General features: G+C 70.2%; 20 protein-coding genes. 15 read left to right on the top strand and 5 right to left on the bottom strand.

From position 1 onward, the window contains the following. Positions 1-16: 16 nt before the first annotated feature. Positions 17-1,300: an ABC transporter substrate-binding protein gene (locus tag ACFVAE_RS12610; RefSeq protein ID WP_378892495.1), complete on the bottom strand. Its 1,284-nt coding sequence runs from the start codon at positions 1,298-1,300 to the stop codon at positions 17-19. Between the two features lie 180 nt (positions 1,301-1,480). On the opposite strand from ACFVAE_RS12610, the gene ACFVAE_RS12605 reads away from it, so the two are divergent. The 4 genes from ACFVAE_RS12605 to ACFVAE_RS12590 are packed head-to-tail and all read left to right on the top strand — an operon-like array spanning position 1,481 to position 5,677. Then, a complete protein-coding gene (locus ACFVAE_RS12605) occupies positions 1,481-2,659 on the top strand; it encodes an ROK family transcriptional regulator (RefSeq protein ID WP_378892492.1) in 1,179 nt (392 codons plus the stop codon). Then, positions 2,656-3,738 (top strand): substrate-binding domain-containing protein, encoded by a 1,083-nt coding sequence (locus tag ACFVAE_RS12600; RefSeq protein ID WP_378892489.1) that lies wholly within the window; start codon positions 2,656-2,658, stop codon positions 3,736-3,738. The genes ACFVAE_RS12605 and ACFVAE_RS12600 overlap by 4 nt, the downstream gene beginning before the upstream one ends. After that, positions 3,735-4,499 (top strand): ATP-binding cassette domain-containing protein, encoded by a 765-nt coding sequence (locus ACFVAE_RS12595; protein WP_378892486.1) that lies wholly within the window; start codon positions 3,735-3,737, stop codon positions 4,497-4,499. The genes ACFVAE_RS12600 and ACFVAE_RS12595 overlap by 4 nt, the downstream gene beginning before the upstream one ends. Further along, positions 4,496-5,677, top strand: coding sequence for a sugar ABC transporter permease (locus tag ACFVAE_RS12590; RefSeq protein ID WP_378892483.1), 1,182 nt, complete (start codon positions 4,496-4,498; stop codon positions 5,675-5,677). The genes ACFVAE_RS12595 and ACFVAE_RS12590 overlap by 4 nt, the downstream gene beginning before the upstream one ends. Positions 5,678-5,776: 99 nt before the next feature. Here ACFVAE_RS12590 and ACFVAE_RS12585 read toward each other — a convergent pair whose 3' ends face one another. Beyond that, positions 5,777-6,682 carry an ROK family protein gene (locus ACFVAE_RS12585; protein WP_378892480.1) on the bottom strand — a complete coding sequence of 302 codons (906 nt, stop codon included), beginning with the start codon at positions 6,680-6,682 and terminating at the stop codon, positions 5,777-5,779. Continuing rightward, positions 6,679-7,242 (bottom strand): orotate phosphoribosyltransferase, encoded by a 564-nt coding sequence (pyrE, locus tag ACFVAE_RS12580; protein WP_378892477.1) that lies wholly within the window; start codon positions 7,240-7,242, stop codon positions 6,679-6,681. The genes ACFVAE_RS12585 and pyrE overlap by 4 nt, the downstream gene beginning before the upstream one ends. Before the next feature lie 60 nt (positions 7,243-7,302). Here pyrE and ACFVAE_RS12575 point away from each other — a divergent pair, with 60 nt between their 5' ends. The 11 genes from ACFVAE_RS12575 to ACFVAE_RS12525 all read left to right on the top strand — a co-directional run bounded on the left by ACFVAE_RS12575 (position 7,303) and on the right by ACFVAE_RS12525 (position 19,532). Then, positions 7,303-7,839: a YbhB/YbcL family Raf kinase inhibitor-like protein gene (locus ACFVAE_RS12575; protein ID WP_378892474.1), complete on the top strand. Its 537-nt coding sequence runs from the start codon at positions 7,303-7,305 to the stop codon at positions 7,837-7,839. A 151-nt stretch (positions 7,840-7,990) separates the two neighbouring features. Then, entirely contained in the window at positions 7,991-8,422 is a 432-nt protein-coding gene (locus ACFVAE_RS12570) for a heme-binding protein (protein ID WP_378892471.1), read from the top strand. Continuing rightward, entirely contained in the window at positions 8,419-10,590 is a 2,172-nt protein-coding gene (locus tag ACFVAE_RS12565) for a malate synthase G (protein ID WP_378892468.1), read from the top strand. Before ACFVAE_RS12570 ends, ACFVAE_RS12565 begins: the two co-directional genes overlap by 4 nt. 113 nt (positions 10,591-10,703) lie before the next feature. After that, positions 10,704-11,549, top strand: a complete 846-nt coding sequence (locus ACFVAE_RS12560; RefSeq protein WP_378892465.1) for an exodeoxyribonuclease III — start codon at positions 10,704-10,706, stop codon at positions 11,547-11,549. 24 nt (positions 11,550-11,573) lie between these two features. After that, positions 11,574-12,383, top strand: coding sequence for a Cof-type HAD-IIB family hydrolase (locus tag ACFVAE_RS12555; protein ID WP_378892462.1), 810 nt, complete (start codon positions 11,574-11,576; stop codon positions 12,381-12,383). A 216-nt stretch (positions 12,384-12,599) separates the two neighbouring features. Beyond that, positions 12,600-13,682: a LacI family DNA-binding transcriptional regulator gene (locus tag ACFVAE_RS12550; RefSeq protein ID WP_378892459.1), complete on the top strand. Its 1,083-nt coding sequence runs from the start codon at positions 12,600-12,602 to the stop codon at positions 13,680-13,682. Then, positions 13,679-15,304, top strand: coding sequence for an FAD-dependent oxidoreductase (locus ACFVAE_RS12545; RefSeq protein WP_378892456.1), 1,626 nt, complete (start codon positions 13,679-13,681; stop codon positions 15,302-15,304). The genes ACFVAE_RS12550 and ACFVAE_RS12545 overlap by 4 nt, the downstream gene beginning before the upstream one ends. A 62-nt stretch (positions 15,305-15,366) precedes the next feature. After that, positions 15,367-16,674: an ABC transporter substrate-binding protein gene (locus tag ACFVAE_RS12540; protein WP_378892453.1), complete on the top strand. Its 1,308-nt coding sequence runs from the start codon at positions 15,367-15,369 to the stop codon at positions 16,672-16,674. Between the two features lie 4 nt (positions 16,675-16,678). Next, a complete protein-coding gene (locus ACFVAE_RS12535) occupies positions 16,679-17,620 on the top strand; it encodes a carbohydrate ABC transporter permease (RefSeq protein ID WP_378892450.1) in 942 nt (313 codons plus the stop codon). Further along, on the top strand, positions 17,610-18,539 hold the full coding sequence (locus tag ACFVAE_RS12530) for a carbohydrate ABC transporter permease (protein ID WP_378892448.1): 930 nt from the start codon (positions 17,610-17,612) through the stop codon (positions 18,537-18,539). Before ACFVAE_RS12535 ends, ACFVAE_RS12530 begins: the two co-directional genes overlap by 11 nt. A gap of 24 nt (positions 18,540-18,563) precedes the next feature. Next, positions 18,564-19,532: an acetylxylan esterase gene (locus tag ACFVAE_RS12525; RefSeq protein WP_378892446.1), complete on the top strand. Its 969-nt coding sequence runs from the start codon at positions 18,564-18,566 to the stop codon at positions 19,530-19,532. Positions 19,533-19,547: 15 nt separating this feature from the next. Here the strand turns inward: ACFVAE_RS12525 and ACFVAE_RS12520 are convergent, their stop codons facing one another. Beyond that, positions 19,548-20,171 (bottom strand): dihydrofolate reductase family protein, encoded by a 624-nt coding sequence (locus ACFVAE_RS12520; RefSeq protein ID WP_378892444.1) that lies wholly within the window; start codon positions 20,169-20,171, stop codon positions 19,548-19,550. Next, entirely contained in the window at positions 20,168-20,857 is a 690-nt protein-coding gene (locus tag ACFVAE_RS12515) for a winged helix-turn-helix transcriptional regulator (protein ID WP_378892442.1), read from the bottom strand. The genes ACFVAE_RS12520 and ACFVAE_RS12515 overlap by 4 nt, the downstream gene beginning before the upstream one ends. Between the last annotated feature and the right edge of the window lies 1 nt (position 20,858).

Here is a 20,858-nt window from a genome sequence, read left to right as displayed (position 1 = left end):
CGGGCGGTCGGACTGCTCAGCCTTCGACGGCCGCCGCGAGCTCGGACTGGAAGGCGGCCAGGTCGGACGCCCCCGTCGTGAACTTGCTGGTCGCGTCGGAGATCTTGTTCAGCGTCGCAACCGGGACGGCCGCACCGTGCGCGAGCGAGGACACGATGGTGTCCTTGCCGAACGACTCGATCGCGGTCTTCTGGTACTCGCTGAAGTCGCTCGTGTCGGCATCGGTGCGCGCCGGGATCGACCCCTTCGCCTTGTTGAACGCCTCCTGCCCCTCGGCAGAGCCGACGGTCTCCAGCCAGGCCTTCGCGCCGTCGGGGTTGGGAGCACCCACGGTCAGCGTGAACGAGTCGGCCAGGAAGTCGAAGACGCCGTCGGTGCCGGGCACCGGGAAGTAGATGTAGTCGGCCGGGGACTTCTTGTCGGCCTCGGCGAACGCGGCCTCGGCCCAGTCGCCCATCACGTTGAATCCGGCGTCGCCGTCGATGACCTGCTGGGTGGCGTCGGGCCAGTCCAGACCGTCACGGTCGGTGTTCGTGTAGCTCATGAGCTTCTCGAAGTCCTTCAGAGCGTCGGTCACCTCCGAGCCCTTCCAATCGGTCTTGCCGTCCCACAGCCCGTTGTAGCCGTCCGTGCCGAGGTCGGAGAGCAGCACCGTCTCGAGCAGCTGCACCTGAGTCCAGGTGGTCGCGATCGACAGTGCGGTCTTGCCCTTGGCCTTCACCGCATCGAGCGCGGTGAACCAGTCGTCGAGGGTCTCGTACTTCGCGGCGGGGTCGAGGCCGGCGTCCTTCAGCACGGTCGGGTTCGCCCACACCACGTTGGCGCGGTGGATGTTCGACGGGATCGAGTAGATCGCGCCGTCGACCGTCAGGCGGTCGACCAGGTCCTTCGGGAACGCGTCGCGCAGGCCGAACTCGTCGTACAGGTCGGAGACGTCCTCGACCTGGCCGGCGTCGATGTAGTCCTGCAGCTCGGCTCCGGCGTGCGCCTGGAACGTGTCCGGCGGGTCGCCCGCCTGCAGCCGGGACTGCAGCAGGTCCTTCGCGGCGGAGCCCGCGCCGCCGGCGACCGCGCCGTTGACGAACTTCACATCGGGGTGCTGCTCGTTGAACACGTCGACGAGCGCGTCCAGGCCGGCCTTCTCGGAGCCGGCTGCCCACCAGGTGAAGACCTCCACCTCGCCGCTCGCGTCGCCGCCCTTGTCGCCCGTGTCGCCGCCTCCGCCGCTGCTGCACGAGGTGAGCCCGAGTGCGAGGACAGCCGCCCCTGCTCCGAGCGCCAACAGAGTCTTCTTGCGCATGATTTCCGCCTTCATTGCCGAATGTCTCACGACCGTTCGTGAGGAGCGCCCGGGGTGCGCTGCGCTGCCCATCTCAGCAGAGTTCATTTCTTGATGTCAAGACGTGAACTCAAGATCCGGCCATCTGTGACCCTTGCGTTATCTCCTGAACTCAACCCCTTTCGCGGCTACTCTGGGACAGTGCAGCAGACGCAGTCGACGCCGGGGTCGCAGACCTCGCTCCGCGAGGCGAACCGCGCCCGCGTCGTCAGCGCCGTGCAGCAGCACGGGGCCCTGACGCAGGTCGAACTCGCCTCGATCACGGGGCTCTCCGCGGCGAGCGTCTCGAACATCGTCACCGAGCTCAGCGAGAGCGGCGTGCTCGACACCAGCCCGTCGATCCGCTCCGGACGTCGCGCCCGCCTGGTCACTCTGGCCAGGTCGATCGGCCTGGTCGCCGGCATCGACGTCGGCGCCCGCACCATGCAGGTCACGATCGCCGACGCGGCGATGCAGCCCCTCGCGACCGAGACGCTACCGCTCGCCGCCGACCACCGTGCCGACATGACGCTGCAGCGCGCGGCGATGCTCATCGAGGAACTGATCGAATCGGTCGGCGCCTCCGACGACGAACTGCTGGCTGTGGCGATCGGCGTTCCCGCGCCGGTGCGCGACGGCGCGGTCTCGTCGCAGACGCTGCTCCGAGGCTGGGACGGCGCCGCCGTCTCCGAGCCGCTCTCGGCCGCACTTCGCGTGCCCGTGGTCGTCGACAACGACGCGAACCTCGGAGCGCTCGCCGAGGCGAGGTTCGGCGCCGGGGCGGGCAAGGATCCGGTCGCCTACGTCCATGCCTCCCACGCCATCGGTGCCGGCCTGGTGGTCGGCGGACGGGTGCTGGCGGGTCGGCGGGGCGCCGCCGGCGAGATCGGTCACGTCGTCGTCGACGAGCAGGGCCCCGTGTGCCGTTGCGGCAACCGCGGATGCCTGGAGACGGTCGCCGGCTCCGCACCGATGCTGAACCTGCTGCGCGACAGCCACGGGCACCTCACCCTCGACGACGTCGTGGTCCGCGCCCTCGACGGCGACGCCGGCTGCCGGCGCGCCATCGCCGACACCGGGCAGGCGCTGGGCACGGCCATCGCCACGCTGTGCAACCTGCTCGATCCCGAGGTCGTCGTGGTGGGCGGCCGCCTCGCCGACGCCGGGGACATCCTGCTCGACCCGCTGCGCGACGCCGTCGAGCGGCACACGCTGAGCTCCACGCTCGGAGCACCCGAGGTCGTCGCCTCCGCCTTCGGCGCCGAGGCCGAGCTGCGCGGCGCGATCGCCGCCGCACTCGACCGCGCCCGCGAACTCGGTGTGCTGGGGGTCCCGTCATGAGGCGGATGCTGCTGCGCGGGGTCGCTGCCCTCACCGTCGTTGTCTCGGCGCTCACGATGAGCGCGTGCCGTTCCGAGCAGGTCCCGTCCGCGGAGTCGGAGGGGACGATCGCGCTGCTTCTGCCCGACGCCGAAGTGACCCGCTACGAGACCTCCGACCGCCCCACCTTCGAGGACGTGGCCGGCGAGCGATGCCCGACCTGCACGCTGCTGTACGCGAACGCCGGAGGCAGCGCTGCGCGGCAGCAGGAGCAGGCCGAGGCCATGCTCGCGCGCGGGGCGGGGGTGCTGGTGATCGACGCCGTCGACGCCGTCGCAGCCGAGGCGATCGCCGCCGCCGCGGCCCGCGAGGGCGCACTCGTGGTGGCCTACGACCGGTTCATCGCGAGCCCGGACGTCACGGCCTACGTGTCGTTCGACTCGAAGCTGATCGGCCGGATGCAGGCTCTGGCCGTACTGAAGCAGCTCGCCGACCAGGGCATCGACGACCCCGGCATCCTCGTCGTGAACGGCTCCGCGACCGACCCGAACGCAGCCGACCTGCGCGCCGGCATCCACAGCGTGCTGGACCGGAGCGATGCGCGCGTACTCGGCGAGTTCGAGTCGCCGGCGTGGAGCGCGACCCGTGCCCAGGACTGGGTGACGGGGCAACTCACCCAGCACCCGGGCGACGTCGACGGCATCATCGCCGCCAACGACGGGCTGGCCGGCGGGTCGATCGCATCGGTCAAGGCGGCCGGCATCGACCCCGTTCCGCCGGTGTCCGGGCAGGACGCCGAGCTCTCGGCGGTGCAGCGCATCCTCGACGGCGACCAGCTGATGACCGTCGCGAAGTCGACCGAGAGCCAGGCGCGCATCGCGGCCGAGGTCGCGGTGCGGCTGCTGCGCGGCGAGCATCCCGTCGCCGTAGCGAAGATCCGCGGCGTGCCGAGCTTCCTGCTCGCGCCGACCAGCGTGTTCCGAGGCGACGTGGAGCGGGTCATCATCCGCGGGCGCATCCATGCGCTCGACGACGTGTGCGCTCCCGCCTACCGGGACGCCTGCATCGAGAACGGCCTCATCGACAAGGAGACCCCATGACAGCCGTCCTGTCTCTCGACCGCGTGTCGAAGAGCTTCGGCGCCGCGCACGCCCTGGTCGACGTCGACCTCGGGGTGCGCGCCGGAGAGGTGCTCGCCGTGGTCGGCGACAACGGCGCCGGCAAGTCGACCCTCATGGCCGTCGCCTCCGGTGCCGTCACGCCCGACTCGGGCACGGTCCGCGTCGACGGGGAGGCGGCCCGGTTCCGCTCCCCCGCGGACGCCCGCCGGCTCGGCATCGTCGCCTCGCCGCAGACGCTCGCGCTGTGCGGCAACCTCGACGTGGTCGAGAACCTCTACCTCGGACACGAGGAGGTGCTCGGCGGGGTGCTGGACGAGGTGCGGATGGAGCACGACGCCCGCGTCGTGCTGGACAGCCTCGCCGCGCGCATCCCCGACGTCCGGGTCCCCGTGCAGGCTCTCTCCGGCGGTCAGCGGCGCAGCGTCGCGATCGCGCGCACACTGCTCGGCGAGCCCCGCGTCATCCTGCTGGACGAGCCGACCAACGGGCTCGGCGTGCGGCAGACCGCGCAGATCCTCACTCTGATCGGCCGCCTGCGCGCGCGTGGTCACGCGGTCGTGCTCGCCAGCCACTCCATCACGGACGTGCTCGCGGTCGCCGACCGCGTCGTCGTGCTGCGCCTCGGACACCTGGTCGCCGAGTACGACACCGCCGAGGTCACCGCGGAGGAGCTGCTCGGCGCGATCACCGGCGCCACCGCCGTGCGGCCGAGCGGCGCGGGAAGGGAGACCGGCCTGTGAGCGTCGTGGATTCGTGGCGGCGCGTCAAGAACGGCGAGCGCCCGCTGGTGCCGATCATCATCGCGCTGCTGGCGATCTGGGTCATCCTCGGCGCCGCGTCACCGACGTTCTGGACCTCCGAGAACCTCGTCAACCTGTCTCTTCAGTCGGTGTCGACCGGCATCATCGCGCTCGGGGTCGTGATCGTGCTGCTCGTCGGGCAGATCGACCTGTCGGTCGGATCGGTGAGCGGCCTGGCCGCGGCCATCGTCGCCGTGACCTCGATGAACCTGGGCTGGCCGCTGGTCGTCTCGGTGCTGGTCGCGCTGGCCGCCGGAGCGGTGATCGGCATCGTCTACGGCGTGCTGATCGCCCGGGCCGGACTGCCCGGTTTCGTGCTGACGCTGGCCGGCCTGCTCGTCGTCGCCGGTGTGCAGTGGAAGATCCTCGGCTCAGCCGGCTCGGTGAACCTGCGGTACGACTCCTGGCTGGTCGAGTTCAGTCAGACCGCGTTCGTGCCCACCTGGCTGGCCTGGACGCTGGCCGCGATCGTCACGGCCGTCGTCGCCGGCACCCGGCTGCTGATCCGCCGCAGGCGCCTGACCGCCGGGCTGCACGCAGAGTCGCTGCTCGCGATCGCGGTGTGGACCCTGGTCGTCGCTGCGGCGCTCGCGATCCCGGTGGCCGCCCTCTCGCAGGACCGCGGCGTGGGCTGGAGCGTCGTGCTCTTCGTCGCGCTGATCTGGGGCGTCGACGTGCTGCTGCGGCGCACGCGCTGGGGCCGGGGCATCCGAGCCATAGGCGGCAACAGCGAGGCCGCGCGTCTGGCGGGCGTCCCGGTGCAGCGCATCCTCATCAGCGCATTCGTGTCGTGCTCGACGTTCGCCGCGCTCGGCGGCGTGCTCGCCGCGGGCCGCCTGGCCGCCGCGAACCAGAGCACCGGCGGCGGGGAGCTGTTCCTGATGGCGATCGCCGCCGCGATCGTCGGCGGCGCGAGCCTGTACGGAGGCCGCGGCAGCGCGTGGTCGGCGTTCTTCGGCATCCTCGTCATCCAGTCCATCGCGAACGGACTGACGCTGCTCGATCTGGATGCCGCGACCCGCAACATCGTCACCGGCGCCGTACTGGTGCTCGCCGTCACGATCGACACGGTGCTCAGCCGGCGCCGCGCCCGCTCCGCCGCACCGCAGAACCTCTGACACGGCGCCGCCTGCGGCGACCCGGTGCGGTCGCGTCGAGACACGCGGAAGCGAACGCGGGCAAGGCACCGGATCGGCGCGACGGCACCGGCCGGACGGTCAGCCGCGCAGGACGAACGCTGCGGCGCCGATGAGCGGCCCCTCGCCGGCGAGCGCGGAACGCAGCACGCGGGTGCGGCGGGAGTACGCGTGGAAGGCATACGCCGAGAGCGCGTGCTGGACGAGGTCGACGTAGTCGTGCGAGACGTGCGAGAAGCCGCCGCCGATCGCGACGACGTCGAGGTCGATGAGGGTCGCGGCGTCCGCCAGTGCCTCTCCGACGGCCTTCGCCGAACGCTCGATCGCGGCGCGCGCGGTGGCGTCGCCGGCCGCGGCGTCGCGGGCGAGGTCCTCACCGGTCTCGCCGGTCCAGCCCTGCGTCCGCGCCCAGGCGGCGGATGCCGGTCCCGAGGCGATCTCCTCGAGCGTGAGTCCGTCCTCGCGGCGCACCTGGCCCAGGTGCCCTGCGTTGCCTGTCGCGCCGGGCTCGTACTGACCGTTCAGCACGAAGCCGCCGCCGACACCCGTCGACACGACGATCGACAGTGAGGCCTTCGCACCCTGCGTCGCTCCGAGCCACGACTCCGCGAGAGCGAGCGCGCCACCGTCGTGGCCCAGCACCGGATGCAGGTCGCGGCCGAGCGCCGCGGATGCCGCGCCGCGAACCGCGGAGACGACGTCGAAGCCACGGGCGAGCGGCATGTTCACGGGAGAGATCCGGCCCGCGGAGCGATCGACCGGACCGGCACTGCCGATCCCCGCTCCCACGAGCTCGTCGTCGGTCGGCAGCGCAGCGAGTGCCGCCGTGACCGCCTCGCGGACCGCCGTGCCCAGCGACGCAGCATCCGCATCGCGACCGGTGGGCCGGCGCACGCGGCTCGCGGCGATGAGCGAGCCGTCCTCACGGACGAGCGCGGCCTCGAGCTTGGTGCCGCCGACGTCGACGGCGAGGGCCGCGCGGGTCACTGCGGGTCCAGGCCCAGGTCGTCGAGATCGAACGCGGCCAGCCACTGCAGTCCCTCGGCCTCGATCGCGGCCTGCGCGCCGGTCTTGCGGTCGACGATCACGGCGACGGCGACGACCTCGGCGCCCTCACGACGCAGCACCTCGACGGCCTTCAGCGCGGACTGACCGGTGGTCGAGGTGTCCTCGAGCACGACGACGCGCTTGCCCTTGACGTCAGCGCCCTCGATCTGGCGGCCGCGGCCGTGGTCCTTGGGCTCCTTGCGCACGACGAAAGCGTCCAGCGGACGATCCTCGGATGCGACCGACGCATGCATGACCGCGTTCGCGATCGGGTCTGCGCCGAGCGTCAGCCCGCCGACCGCCACGACCTCGGTGTCCTTGATGAGGTCGAGCATGATGCGCCCGATGGCCGGAGCCGCCCGGTGGTCGAGGGTCAGCTTGCGCATGTCGACGTAGTAGGTGGCCTTCTTGCCGCTGGAGAGCGTGAAGTCACCGTGGAACACCGCCTCTCCCTTGATCAGATCGAGCAGGGTCTGGCGGTCTGCGGCGAGGTCGGTCACGACACCCAGTCTATTCAGGGCGGGCGCCGCGGCATATCGTGGCATCCGAGGAGGTCCGCCATGTTCTCTTACGACCCGTACGCCGCTCTCGCCGAGCTGCGCCCCGTGGCGCCGCTCGCGCTGACCAGCCCCGACTTCGAGGCGGGCGGGCCGGTGCCCGTGTCGGCCTGGTCGTCGAGCAGGGGCGGTGCGGACCGGCATCCGACTCTGGAGTGGTCGCAGCCACCGGCCGGCACGAAGAGCATCGCGATCTCGTGCTTCGATCCGGACGCTCCCACCGGGTCGGGCTTCTGGCATTGGGCCGTCGGCAACCTCCCCGCCGACCTGCGGTCGCTGGCCGCTGGAGACGGGGATGCCTCGTCGTTGCCGGCCGGAGCCGTCGTACTGCCGAACGAGGCGCGTCTGCAGCGCTACATCGGCGCCGCTCCCCCGCCCGGAACCGGCCTGCATCGCTACTTCTTCGTGGTCGATGCGCTGGACGTCGAGGAGATCGACCTGGACGGCGACGAGACACCCGCGTACCTGGGCTTCAACCGGCACTTCCACTGCCTCGCGCGCGGCGTGCTCATCGGCACCGCCGACCCCGCAGAGCGCTGACGCGCACGTCGTGCACGCCCTGCATGGGGCGCTGTTCTGCGTGCCCTGGACGACACTGGACATTTCTCGATATCAAGACATATACTTCCATCATGCGAGACTCCGGTTTCGCTATGTGAATTAGTAACGGTCGAGAAGCGAGGAGACATCGATGTCCACCCACCGTCAGATCGCCACGATCACCTACGAGACGGCCGCCCGCGCGGTCGCCATCGCCATGGAGGTCGGTGCGGAGCACGACGTGCGCGTCGTCGCCGCCGTCGCCGACCCATCCATGACCCTGATCGCCTACGGCATGGCCGACGACGCCACCCCGCACAGCGCCGAGACCAGCCGTCGGAAGGCCGCGACCGCGGCATCGACCCGGCGCCGCACGGCGCAGATCCCGGAAGCCCTCGCCACGACCCTGCCGCTCGGAACGGGCGGCGCACTCACCACGATCGACGGCGGTGTGCCGATCTTCTTCGGCGACCAGCACGTCGGCGGCCTCGGCATCGCCGGCGGCCCGCCGGCCGTGGACGCCGCGATCGCCATCGAGACCCTCACGCGCCTCGGCGCTCGTACAGAAGGAATGGAAATATGACCTCGCACCTCAGCCGCGCAGACCTCTCGGTCGCCGCGCCGATCGTCGAGTTCGCTGAGGCGTCGCTCGTCGACTCCGGTCGCGACGTCGACGCGTTCTGGGCCGGAGCGAGTGCGATCGTGCACGACCTCGTCCCCCGCAACGCCGAACTGCTCGCCAAGCGCGCCGAGCTGCAGGAGCGCATCGACGCGTTCCACAAGGCGAACCCGGGCTTGCCCGACAAGGACGCCTACCGCGCGCTGCTGAACGAGATCGGCTATCTGGTGCCGGTCCCCGAGAACGTGGCGATCACGACGGAGAACGTCGACCCCGAGATCGCCACGATGGCCGGCCCCCAGCTGGTCGTGCCGCTGCTGAACGCCCGGTTCGCGATCAACGCCGCGAACGCCCGCTGGGGTTCGCTCTACGACGCACTGTACGGCACCGACGCGATCGACCAGACCGGCGAGCTGGCCCCCGGCAAGGAGTTCAACTTCACCCGCGCCGCCGCTGTCGTCGCCCGCGGCCGCCGGTTCCTCGACGAGATCGCTCCCCTGACCGAGGGGTCGCACACGGATGCCACGGGCTACCGCGTCGACGCGGACGGCCTGCTCGTGCAGACCGCCGACGGCGACCGCCGCCTCGCGACGCCCGCCGCGTTCGTCGGCTACACCGGCGAGGCGGATGCGCCCACCGGCATCCTTCTGGTGCACAACGGTCTGCACGCCGAGATCGTGATCGATCGCGCGGGCCGGATCGGCGCCACGGATGCCGCCGGCGTGCAGGACATCATCCTCGAGTCCGCGATCACCACCATCCTCGACCTCGAGGACTCGGTCGCCGCCGTCGACGGCGAGGACAAGGCCCTCGGCTACCGCAACTGGCGCGGATTCATGGACGGCAGCATCGCCGAGTCGGTGACCAAGAACGGGCGCACCTTCACCCGCGTGCCGAACCCCGACCGCGTCTACCGCACCGCCGACGGCGGCGAGATCACCCTGCCCGGCCGTGCCGTGCTGTTCATCCGCAACGTCGGCCACCTGATGCGCACCCCCGCCGTGCTGGACCGCAACGGCGACGAGGTCTTCGAGGGCATCGTCGACGCGATCATGACCGGGCTCGGCTCGCTGCCCGAGCTCGAGGGCCCGAACAGGGGCGCCAACTCCCGCACCGGCTCGATGTACATCGTGAAGCCGAAGATGCACGGACCGGAGGAGGTCGCGTTCGCGGCCGAGCTGTTCGGTCGTGTCGAGGAGCTGCTGGGCCTGCCGGCTCGCACCATGAAGGTCGGCATCATGGACGAGGAGCGCCGCACCTCGGCGAACCTCGCCGCCTCGATCGCCGCCGCATCCGACCGCGTCGTGTTCATCAACACCGGCTTCCTGGACCGCACCGGCGACGAGATCCACACCTCGCTGCACGCCGGCCCGTTCCTGCCGAAGGCCGCGATCAAGCAGCAGCCGTTCATGAAGGCCTACGAGGACCGCAACGTGGCCATCGGCCTGGCATCCGGCCTCGACGGCCGCGCCCAGATCGGCAAGGGCATGTGGGCCGAGCCCGACCTCATGCACGACATGCTCGAGAAGAAGATCGCGCACCCGCAGTCCGGCGCATCCACGGCCTGGGTGCCGTCGCCCACGGCCGGCACGCTGCACGCGCTGCACTACCACCAGGTCGACCCGTTCGCCGTTCGCGCGACTCTGCCGCCGGTCGGCGAGGAGGCGCTGGATGCTCTGCTGGTTCCGCCGCTCGCGGGCGAGGGCGACCTGACCGATGAGGTCGTCGCCACCGAGATCGACAACAACGTGCAGTCGATCCTCGGCTACGTCGTGCGCTGGGTCGACCAGGGCATCGGCGTCTCGAAGGTGCCGGACATCCACGATGTCGGCCTGATGGAGGACCGCGCCACGCTGCGCATCTCCAGCCAGCTGCTGGCCAACTGGCTGACCCACGGCGTCATCACCGAGGAGCAGATCGACGACAGCCTGCGCCGACTCGCGGTCGTGGTCGACGAGCAGAACGCCGGCGACCCGAACTACGAGAAGCTGGCCTTCGCCGACGGCGAGCAGCCGGGCATCGCGTACACGGCGGCCCGCCGCCTGATCGTCGAGGGCGCCGCGCAGCCCAGCGGCTACACCGAGCCGCTGCTGCACGGACTGCGCCGCGAGAAGAAGGCGGAGCAGGGCTGACCTGCGAACGACTCACGGGGAGGGGCGGATGCTGTGTGGCATCCGCCCCTCCTCGTCTTGATCCGACGCCCCGGGCGGCAGACGACGTCCGACCCCACCAATAGGCTGGAACCATGCGTCTGGCCACCTGGAACATCAACTCGATCCGCACGCGCGTGGGCCGCGCCGTCGACTTCGCCGTGCGCGAGGACATCGACGTGCTCGCCCTGCAGGAGATCAAGTGCAAGCCCGAGCAGTTCCCCTACGGGCCGTTCGAAGACGCGGGTTACCACGTCGAGGCGCACGGACTGAACCAGTGGAACGGCGTCGCGATCGTCAGCCGTGAGCCGATCACCGACGTCGAGACGCACTTCGCCGGCATGCCCGGCTTCGCGAAGGGCCATGAGGGGCCGGATGCTCCGCTCGAGGCGCGCGCGCTCGGGGCGACCGTCGGCGGTGTGCGGGTGTGGAGCCTGTACGTGCCCAACGGTCGCGCCCTCGGCGATCCGCACCTCGACTACAAGCTGCACTGGCTGAAGGCGCTGCGCGACGCGACGGCGGCCGAGACGGCGGCGAACCCGTCGCTCCCGCTCGCGCTGGTCGGCGACTTCAACATCATCCCGTTCGACAAGGACAACGGCGACCCCGACATCGTGATCGGCCGCTCCACCCACGTCTCGCCCGAGGAGCGGGCGGCCTTCTTCGCGCTCGAGTCCGCCGGCGTCAGCGACGTGGTGCGCCCGCTCATCCCGGAGGGGTTCACGTACTGGGACTACCAGCGCCTGAAATTCCCCCGCAACGAGGGCGTGCGCATCGACTTCGTCCTCGGCTCGAAGCCGTTCGCCGACGCCGTGACCGGCGCCGAGATCCACCGCAACGAGCGCAAGGGCGAGCAGCCCAGCGACCACGTGCCGGTGGTCGTCGATCTCGACCTCGGCGGTGCCGAGGACGACGACGACATGCCGATGATCTTCGCCTGAGCCTTCCTCCTGCTCAGGAACCAGATGATCCGCCTGATCGCGACCGACCTCGACGGCACCCTGCTGAACGAGCAGAGCGTCGTCTCGGCACGCACGCGCGCCGCTCTGGACGCCGCCCGCGCGGCCGGCATCCGCACCGTGCCGGTGACCGCGCGGCAGCCGATCGGGCTGCGGATGATCGCCGCCGGCGCGGGCTTCGACGACTGGGCGCTCTGCGGAAACGGCGCCTACGGCGTGCATCTGACCACCGGCGAGCACCTGTTCGCCGAGGAGATCCCGCCGGCCGTGCAGCAGCAGCTGGCCGTGGCGCTCGGCGCGGTGATCCCCGATCTCGTCTACGCGAGCGTGCGCGACGCCGGTGAGAGCTTCGTCGCCCAGCACGGCTATGCCGCTCTCGCCAGCCTCAGCGATCACAAGCGAGACCCGGCGACGATGGGCGGTGTGCCACTCGAGTCCGTGCTCGATGAGCCCAGCCTGAAGCTGGTGATCCGGCATCCGTCGGTGCCGATCCCGGAGATCTTCGCCGCCCTGCAGAGCCTCGGCCTGACCGGCTTCGAGGCGACTCTCTCGGGCGCACCGTTCGTCGAGGTGATGGCCGAGGGCGTGACGAAGGCCACCGGCGTCGCGCAGCTGTGCACGCACCTGGGCATCGACCGCTCCGAGGTGCTCGCCTTCGGCGACGCGCTCAACGACCTCGAGCTGCTGCGCTGGGCCGGCCGCGGCGTCGCGATGGCGAACGCCGAGTCGGCCGTGCAGGACGCCGCCGACGAGCACGCCCCCTCCAACATCGACGACGGCGTCGCCGTCGTGATCGAGCGGATGCTGGCGGACTGACGCGCACCCTGGCCCGGCCCGCGCAGGAGCCGTCGCCTCGATAATGCGCATGATGCCGCGATCGCGGCGAGCACCGGCATCGCGTCCTGCTCCACTCGTGAAGCATCCGGCCGACAAATAATACGCATTAGCACCTTGACCGTCGCGGTGACCCATCGCAGACTCAGGTGTCATTCGGGCGCACTCGCCCGCTCCCCACCCGATCAAGGAGGATCGATGCCGCGCCATCGCTTCACCCAGGCGGATGTCGCCGCCATGGCGGGCGTCAGCCAGTCGACGGTGAGCTTCGTCCTCAACGGCAACGCCCCCGCCGGAGTGCGCATCTCGGAGGAGACCCGCACCCGGGTGCTCGAAGCCATCCGGATCACCGGGTACTCCGCCAACCCGGTCGCACAGCGGCTCGCCGGCGGGCGCAACCAGATCCTCGGCGTGTTCACCTACGAGAAGACCTTTCCGCGCGGCGGCCGCGACTTCTACGGCGCCTTCCTGAACGGCATCGAGCATGCCGCGGAACAGCTCGGCGTCGACATGCTGCTGTTCACCTCGGCCCGTGTCGTCGACGGCCGACGGCGGCTCACCCGCGATGGCTGGCAGAGACTCGGCATCGCCGACGGATGCCTGCTGCTGGGGCAGCAGGAGGATCAGAGCGAGCTCCAGCATCTGCTCGACACCAACTACCCGTTCGTCTTCATCGGCAAGCGCCGGAGCGAGGGACGCCTGCTGCCCTACGTCGGCGGCGACTACGTCACCGCCACCGCGCAGCAGGTGCGGCGGCTTCTCGACCTCGGCCATCGACGCATCGGCTACGCCGGTCCGCAGGCGGCCGACCAGCCCACGCTCGACCGCATCGACGGCTACCGCCGCGCGATGCGCGAGGCCGGTCTCCCGCTGCGCCTCGTCGACGTGCACGACGTCCAGGAGGCGGCGCAGGAGATCGTCGAGCGCCGGCTCAGCGCCATCCTCGTCGCGCCGGAGCACTACCCCGACGAGCTCGCAGACGCGCTCGAGGAACGAGGGCTGCGGGTGCCGGACGACGTGTCGATGCTGCTGCTCGGTCAGCCGCTGCACCCGCGGCACGACGGCCGGCACTGGTCGGGGTTCGTCGTGCCGCGCGAGGAGATGGGGGCCCGCGCGCTCGTGCTGCTGTCCCGCATCGTCGAGCAGGAGGCGAAGTCCGCCTCGGCCACCCGCGGCCCGGCCCCGCTCGACGATGACGACTACCACCAGCTGCTCCCCTGCCCCGACGTCGACGGCGCCTCCATCGCCGCCCCTGCCACCTCCGAAAGGACCGCTCAGTGACCACGCACGACATCCAGACCGACATCCTCATCGTCGGAGGAGGGCTCGGCGGCGTCGCCGCCGCCCTCGCCGCCGCAGATCGGGGTGCCCGCGTCGTGCTCACCGAGGAGTTCCCGTGGATCGGCGGTCAGTTGACGTCGCAGGCCGTCCCGCCCGACGAGCATCCCTGGGTCGAGGAATTCGGCGTGACGGCACGCTATCGCGCGCTGCGCGACGGCATCCGCGACGTCTACCGCCGTCGGTACCCGCTGGTCGACGCCGCACGCGATCGCGCGGAGCTCAACCCGGGCGCGGGCTGGGTGTCGAAGCTCTGCCACGAGCCGCGCATCGCTGTCGGCGTGCTCGAGGAGATGCTCCTCCCGCACCGCTCCTCAGGACGCATCCGCCTGCTCGAGCGCACCCGCCCGGTCGCGGCGGAAGTCGAGGGCGATGCCGTGCGCTCGGTCACTCTGTCATCCGTCGTCGACGGCACCGAGACCGTGGTGCGTGCCAGATACGTGCTCGACGCCACCGAGACCGGCGAACTGCTGCCGCTCGCGGGAGTCGAGCACGTCACCGGGTTCGAGTCGCGCGCCGAGACGGGCGAGCCCAGCGCCCCCGAGACCGCGCAGCCCGAGAACGTGCAGGCGTTCAGCGTCTGCTTCGCGATCGAGCACACCGAGGGCGATCACACGATCGAGCGCCCGGCCGAGTACGACTTCTGGCGCGAGTACGCGCCCGCCGCCTGGCAGGGCGAGCGGATGCTGTCGTGGCGGGCCCCGAACCCGCGCACCCTCGAGATGGGCACCCGCGGGTTCGATCCCAACCCGGGCGACGACGTGCTCGACGTCGATGCCGACCAGTCCCGCAACGCCGGCGACGCCAACCTGTGGACCTTCCGCCGGATCGCCGCACGCGACCTCTTCGCCGAGGGCTTCTACGACAGCGACATCTGCCTGGTGAACTGGCCGAGCATCGACTACTTCCTCGCCCCGGTGCTCGACGTCGACCGCGAGACGGAACTGGCGCACTACGAGCGAGCGCGCCAGCTGAGCCTGTCGATGTTCTACTGGATGCAGACCGAGGCTCCGCGCCCCGACGGCGGCGTCGGATTCCGCGGGCTGCGGCTGCGTCCGGACGTGATGGGCTCGGCGGACGGGCTCGCCCAGGCCCCGTACCACCGCGAGTCGCGACGCATCCGCGCCCTCACCACGATCACCGAGAACGACGTGTCCTACGAGATCCGCGGCGAGGCGGGCGCCACCCGCTACGCCGACTCGGTCGGCGTAGGCATGTACCGCATCGACCTGCATCCCTCGACCGGCGGCGACACGTACATCGACGTCGCATCCACGCCCTTCGAGATCCCGCTGGGCGCACTGATCCCCCAGCGGATGACCAACCTGCTCGCCGCCGGTAAGAACATCGGCACGACGCACATCACGAACGGCTGCTACCGGCTGCATCCGGTGGAGTGGAACATCGGCGAGGCAGCAGGTCACCTCGCGGCGTTCTGCCTCGACAAGGACACGACCCCGCACGCCGTGCACGGCGACGAGGACCTGCTCTCCGACTACCAGAGCGAGCTCGACGAGACGGGCGTCGAGCGGCACTGGCCGGAAGGACGCGCATATGCGTACTGATACCTCCCCGACGCCCGAACCCTGCACCACTGAATGAAACCCGATCACCAGAAGGAGTGAGCATGACCCCCACATCCATGCGCCGCAGGCGCACCGCACTGGCGCTGGGCGGCGGCATCGCCGCCACCGCCCTGGTCCTCGCCGGATGCAGCGGCAGCCCCAGCGGCACCGAGACGCCCGACAAGCCGGTCGCCCTGCGGATGACCGTCTGGACCGCCGACGAGACGCAGCTGTCGATGTTCCAGGACATCGCGGACGCCTACGTCGAGGAGCACCCGGAGCTGGTCTCGAAGGTGACCTTCGAGCCCGTGCCCTTCGAGGACTACACGACCAGCCTGACCACGCAGCTCGCCGGAGGCAACGCCCCCGACCTCGGCTGGATCCTGGAGAGCTACGCCCCCGAGTTCGTCGACTCCGGCGCACTGGCCGACATCACGGACACGCTGAAGAACACGGAGGGCTACGAGTACGACGACCTGCTCGACTCGTCGCTGAAGCTGTGGCAGAAGGACGACAAACTCTACGCGTACCCGTTCTCGAACAGCCCGTTCGCGGTCTTCGTCAACACCGATCAGCTCGCGGCAGCCGGCCAGAAGAACCCCGCCGACCTGGTCGCCTCGGGCGACTGGACCTTCGACGCGGCCCGCGACGAGGCCGCCGCGGCCGCCGAGAAGTCGGGCAAGCAGGGTCTCGTCGTCCGCGACTTCGACTACAAGGCCTGGGAGGTGCTCGCCAGCGTGTGGGGCGGATGGAAGGCCGAGCCCTGGAGCGCCGACGGCACCACCTGCACCTTCACCGACCCCGCGATGGTCGACGCGCTGACCTGGATCCATGACGCGACGTTCGACGACAAGGCGATGCCCGGCCCCGGCGTCACCGCGGACTTCTTCGCCGGCGACGCCGCGATGACGATCACGCAGATCAGCCGCGCCTCGGCGCTGGACGACTCGTTCAAATGGGACGTCGTGCCGCTGCCCGCCGGCCCGAAGGGCGAGCAGAACGTGATCGGCCAGGCCGGCATCGGAGTGTTCGCGAATGCGAAGCATCCGAAGATCGCGGCAGACTTCCTCGCGTACTTCACCAACCCGGAGAACGCCGAGAAGCTCGCGACCTACTTCCCGCCGCCCCGTGAGTCGCTGCTGAACTCCGAGACGCTGGCTGCCGCGAACCCGCGCCTGAGCGAGGACCAGCTTCAGGCCGTCGTCGTGGACGGCATCCAGGACGCGGTCACGAAGCCGACCCACAAGAACTTCGCCAAGCTCCAGGACGCCGTGCGGTCGCAGCTCGACGCGCTCTGGGTCGCCGATGCCGACGTCGAGTCGGTGCTCGATTCGACGTGCAAGGCGATCGAACCGCTGCTGAAGGACTGATCGGATGACTGCATCCGCCCTTCAGGCGGTGGACGCCGTGGAGCGGAGGGGACCTCGTCCCCGCCGCTCCACGGTGGCGCGGCGGGACTGGATCGTCGGCTACACGATGGTCGCTCCGGTCGTGCTCGGGTCCCTCGCCTTCGTCATCGCGCCGCTCATCGCGGTGTTCTGGTTCTCACTGCACGACTGGAACGTGCTCGCGAACACCTTCGTGTTCTCCGGAACGGACAACTACGAGCGGATGCTCACCGATCCCGGGCTGCACAACTCGCTGCTGGTGAGCCTGTGGTTCTCGATCGGCCTGGTGGTGCTGAATGTGACGCTCGCGCTGTTCCTGGCGGTGCTGCTCAACCAGAAGCTCCCCGGGACGACGACCTTCCGCACCTTCTTCTTCTCCCCCGTGGTCGTCTCGCTCGTCGCGTGGACCATCGTCTGGAGCTTCCTGCTGCAGGCCGACGGCGGCATCAACGGGTTCCTGTCGCTCTTCGGCATCGAGGGACCGAACTGGCTGCGCGGTGACGTCACCGCGATGATCTCGGTGATCGTCGTGCAGGTGTTCAAGAACGTCGGCCTCAACATGATCCTGTTCCTCGCCGCACTCCAGGGAGTGCCGGAGGAGATCGCCGAGGCCGCGCGCATCGACGGCGCAGGCGCATGGCGCCGGTTCCGCTCGATCACCCTGCCGATGATCAGCCCGACCATCCTGCTCGTGATGATCCTGACGATCGTCGGCTCGCTCGAGGTGTTCGCGCAGATCGCCGTGCTCACCGGCGGCGGACCCGGCGACTCGACCACCGTCCTCGTCTACTACCTGTACCAGCAGGCATTCCGTTTCAACGACTTCGGCTACGCGAGTGCGATCGCTGTGCTGCTGTTCTTCATCGTCCTGGTGCTGACGCTCATCCAATGGCAGACCAGGAAGAGGTGGGTGTTCCATGAGAACTGACGTGCTCGAGCAGACCGACGCCGTGACCACTCACGCCGTCGTCACCGGCCGCGGCGACGACCGTCGTCCGCGGAGCGGCGCCAAGCGGAAGCGGCGCTGGATCGCCGCCGGCCTGATCGTGCTGATGGCGGTGCTCAGCATCCCGTTCGTCTTCCCGACACTGTGGATGATCACCAGCAGCTTCAAGCCGATGCGGGAGATCCTGCAGAAGGTCCCGACGCTGTGGCCGCAGGACCCGACCGCCGCCGCATACGGCGAGGTCTTCCGCCTGCAGCCGTTCGCGCAGCAGTACTGGAACAGCCTCTACATCGCCGCCCTCGTCACGATCGGCACGATGCTGGTGGCCGCGATGGCGGGGTACGCGTTCGCGCGCATCCGGTTCCCCGGCGCGAACGCGCTGTTCCTCGTGGTGCTCGTGGGGCTTCTCGTGCCGAGCGAGGTGACGATCGTGCCGCTGTTCCGCTTCGTGAACGCCCTCGGTCTCATCGACACGCACTGGCCGCTGATCATCGTGCCGATCTTCGGCGCCCCCGCCGTGCTCGCCGTGTTCATCATGCGCCAGTTCTTCCTCGGCCTTCCCGCGGAGCTCGAAGAGGCCGGCCGCATGGACGGGCTCGGGCGCTGGGGCATCTTCTGGCGCATCGCGTTCCCGCTGTCCCGCTCGGCGCTGGCCGCCGTCGCGATCTTCACGTTCCTCAAGTCGTGGAACCTGTATCTGGAGCCGATCGTGTACCTGTCCAGCAAGGACAGGTTCACGCTCCCGCAGGCGCTCACCCAGTACGTCGACGCGTACGGCGGGCCGATGTGGAACGTGCAGCTCGCCGCCACGACCCTCACCGTCGTCCCGGTCCTGCTCGTGTTCCTCGTCGCGCAGAAGCAGTTCGTGCAGGGTCTGGCGAACACCGGGCTCAAGGGCTGACCGCGCACCTGGAAGGATGATCGCATGCCCCGTTTCGACCTGAGTCCTGAAGAACTGCGCGCCTACCGTCCGGAGGTGTCCGAGCCGTCGGACTTCGACGAGTTCTGGACCCGCACGCTGGCCGAGGCGCGCCGGAGCTCACAGCCGGTGCAGATGACGCGGGTGGACTCGCCGCTGCGCACGGTGGAGGTCTACGACGTGACCTTCTCCGGTTTCGGAGGGGATCCGATCGGCGCATGGCTGACGCTGCCCGTGGGCATCGACGGGCCGCTGCCCGCCGTCGTCGAGTTCATCGGCTACGGCGGCGGGCGCGGGCTTCCCCACGAGCAGCTCGCCTGGGCATCGGCGGGCTACGCGCATCTGCTGATGGACACGCGCGGACAGGGCTCGGGCTGGGGCACAGGAGGGGCGACGCCGGATCCGCACGGCTCCGGACCAGCCGGGCCGGGGTTCATGACCCGTGGCATCCTCGATCCGGAGGAGTACTACTACCGCAGGGTGTTCACCGACGGCGTGCTCGCCGTGGATGCCATCCGCAGCATCGAGGGCATCGACGCGAGCCGAGTGGCCGTGACCGGCGGCAGCCAGGGCGGCGGCATCACCATCGCGGTCGCGGGCCTGAGCGACGGCCTCGTGGCCGCGATGCCCGATGTGCCCTTCCTGTGCCATTTCGAGCGTGCGGTCGGGATGACCGATCGCGACCCGTACCAGGAGATCGTGCGGTATCTCGCGGTGCACAGAGACGCCGCGGACACCGCGTTCCGCACTCTCTCGTACTTCGACGGCGTGAACTTCGCGGCGAGGGCGATGGCCCCGGCGCTGTTCTCGGTCGCGCTGCTCGATCAGACCTGCCCGCCGTCGACGGTGTACGCCGCCCGCAACCGCTGGGGAGCGGACGCCGAGATCGTCGAGTACGCCTTCAACGGCCACGAGGGCGGGCTCGGCGTCCAGTGGCAGCGGCAGGCCGCCTTCCTCGCGAAGGCTCAGGGCTGAAACGGCGACTGAGCGCTACACCCCCATGACGCCCGTGCGCACGTCCCCCGGCAGCGGCGCGTAGCGCAGCAGCACGGCTCCGCCGTCGCCCTCCTCGGCGCTCAGCAGCTGCATGTTCGCGGGCGCCGCGCCGTCGGGGAACACCTTCTTGCCCTGTCCGAGCACCACCGGGTAGACCCAGAGGTTCAGCTCGTCGTACAGCTTGTCGGCGAGCAGAGTCTGCACGAAGTCGATGCTGCCGATCACGTGCACCTCCTGGTGCCTCTCGCGCATGCCTGCGATATCGGAGGCCAGATCGCCGCCGACCCGCGTCGAGCCCTGCCAGTCGAGTTCGATCGCGGCATCCCGCGAGGCGACGTACTTCGGCACCCGGTCGAACAGCTGACCGATGAACCCCTCCGGCCCGGTCGTGTGGTGCGGCCAGTAGCCGGCGAAGATGTCGTACGTGCGCCGGCCGAGCAGCAGTGCGTCGAGCGTCTCCATGCCCTTCGCCACGCGTGCGCCGACGGCCTCGCTCGGGTAGCCGGCCTGCCAGCCGCCGTACGGGAAGGCTCCCGATTCGTCCTCCTCCGGCCCGCCCGGTGCTTGGGCGACGCCGTCGAGGGTGGTGAACAGGTCGATGATGATGCGTCCGGTCATGAGAGAACTCCCATCGGTATCGGTGCGATGTGGAAGGCGGATGCGAAGCTATCCAGCATCCGCTCGTCGCCGCGCACCACGGCGACGAGGTCCTGAGCGATCGCCTCGGTGGCGGTCACCTCTCCGGCGATCAGGCGGCGGATGCCGGGACCGGCGACGATCACCGCATCCGCCTCGCCGTCGGGAAGCCGGCCGCCCACGGGCGGAGCCGGCGGGGCGAGCTGCGCGACCCGCAGCTCACCGGCCGTGACCTGCACGCGCAGCGACACATCGCCGACGTGCAGCTCGATGTCGAGGTCATCGGCGCCGTCCGCGAAAGACGTGCGCAGAGCCATGGTGAGCGAATCGGGAGTGACCACGCCGCCCTCGTCGGGGTCTCCCATGGCCTGGAATCCCCACCGCCCGAGCGCGAGCATGATCGGCTCGAGCGCCCTGCCGTACGAGGTCAGCTCGTAGACCAGTCCGCAGTTCAGCAGCGGCACACGCCGCACCACCCCGCCCTCCTGCAGCTCCTTCAGCCGGGTGGACAGGATGTTGGTGGGGATGCGCGGCAGTCCCTGCTTCAGATCGGTGTAGCGCCGAGGGCCGACGAGCAGGTCGCGGATGATGAGCATCGCCCACCGCTCCCCGACCAGCTCGACGGCCGTCGTGACTCCGCAGTACTGGCCGTAGCTGCGCGCCGCCATC

This window comes from Microbacterium sp. NPDC057659 (genome assembly GCF_042799915.1).
Lineage (GTDB): Bacteria > Actinomycetota > Actinomycetes > Actinomycetales > Microbacteriaceae > Microbacterium.
Note: the sequence above shows the minus strand (reverse complement) of the source record. Positions and strands in the feature narration are given on the sequence as shown.

Excerpts from the sequence above, each read along its gene's own strand:
- ACFVAE_RS12610 (WP_378892495.1), bottom strand. The coding sequence starts at position 1,300 with ATGCGCAAGAAGACTCTGTTGGCGCTCGGAGCAGGGGCGGCTGTCCTC.
- ACFVAE_RS12575 (WP_378892474.1), top strand. The coding sequence starts at position 7,303 with ATGTTCTCTTACGACCCGTACGCCGCTCTCGCCGAGCTGCGCCCCGTG.
- ACFVAE_RS12520 (WP_378892444.1), bottom strand. The coding sequence starts at position 20,171 with ATGACCGGACGCATCATCATCGACCTGTTCACCACCCTCGACGGCGTC.
- ACFVAE_RS12570 (WP_378892471.1), top strand. The coding sequence starts at position 7,991 with ATGTCCACCCACCGTCAGATCGCCACGATCACCTACGAGACGGCCGCC.
- ACFVAE_RS12530 (WP_378892448.1), top strand. The coding sequence starts at position 17,610 with ATGAGAACTGACGTGCTCGAGCAGACCGACGCCGTGACCACTCACGCC.
- ACFVAE_RS12540 (WP_378892453.1), top strand. The coding sequence starts at position 15,367 with ATGACCCCCACATCCATGCGCCGCAGGCGCACCGCACTGGCGCTGGGC.
- ACFVAE_RS12525 (WP_378892446.1), top strand. The coding sequence starts at position 18,564 with ATGCCCCGTTTCGACCTGAGTCCTGAAGAACTGCGCGCCTACCGTCCG.
- ACFVAE_RS12600 (WP_378892489.1), top strand. The coding sequence starts at position 2,656 with ATGAGGCGGATGCTGCTGCGCGGGGTCGCTGCCCTCACCGTCGTTGTC.
- ACFVAE_RS12535 (WP_378892450.1), top strand. The coding sequence starts at position 16,679 with ATGACTGCATCCGCCCTTCAGGCGGTGGACGCCGTGGAGCGGAGGGGA.
- ACFVAE_RS12565 (WP_378892468.1), top strand. The coding sequence starts at position 8,419 with ATGACCTCGCACCTCAGCCGCGCAGACCTCTCGGTCGCCGCGCCGATC.
- ACFVAE_RS12555 (WP_378892462.1), top strand. The coding sequence starts at position 11,574 with ATGATCCGCCTGATCGCGACCGACCTCGACGGCACCCTGCTGAACGAG.
- ACFVAE_RS12595 (WP_378892486.1), top strand. The coding sequence starts at position 3,735 with ATGACAGCCGTCCTGTCTCTCGACCGCGTGTCGAAGAGCTTCGGCGCC.
- ACFVAE_RS12550 (WP_378892459.1), top strand. The coding sequence starts at position 12,600 with ATGCCGCGCCATCGCTTCACCCAGGCGGATGTCGCCGCCATGGCGGGC.
- ACFVAE_RS12560 (WP_378892465.1), top strand. The coding sequence starts at position 10,704 with ATGCGTCTGGCCACCTGGAACATCAACTCGATCCGCACGCGCGTGGGC.
- ACFVAE_RS12515 (WP_378892442.1), bottom strand. The coding sequence starts at position 20,857 with ATGGCGGCGCGCAGCTACGGCCAGTACTGCGGAGTCACGACGGCCGTC.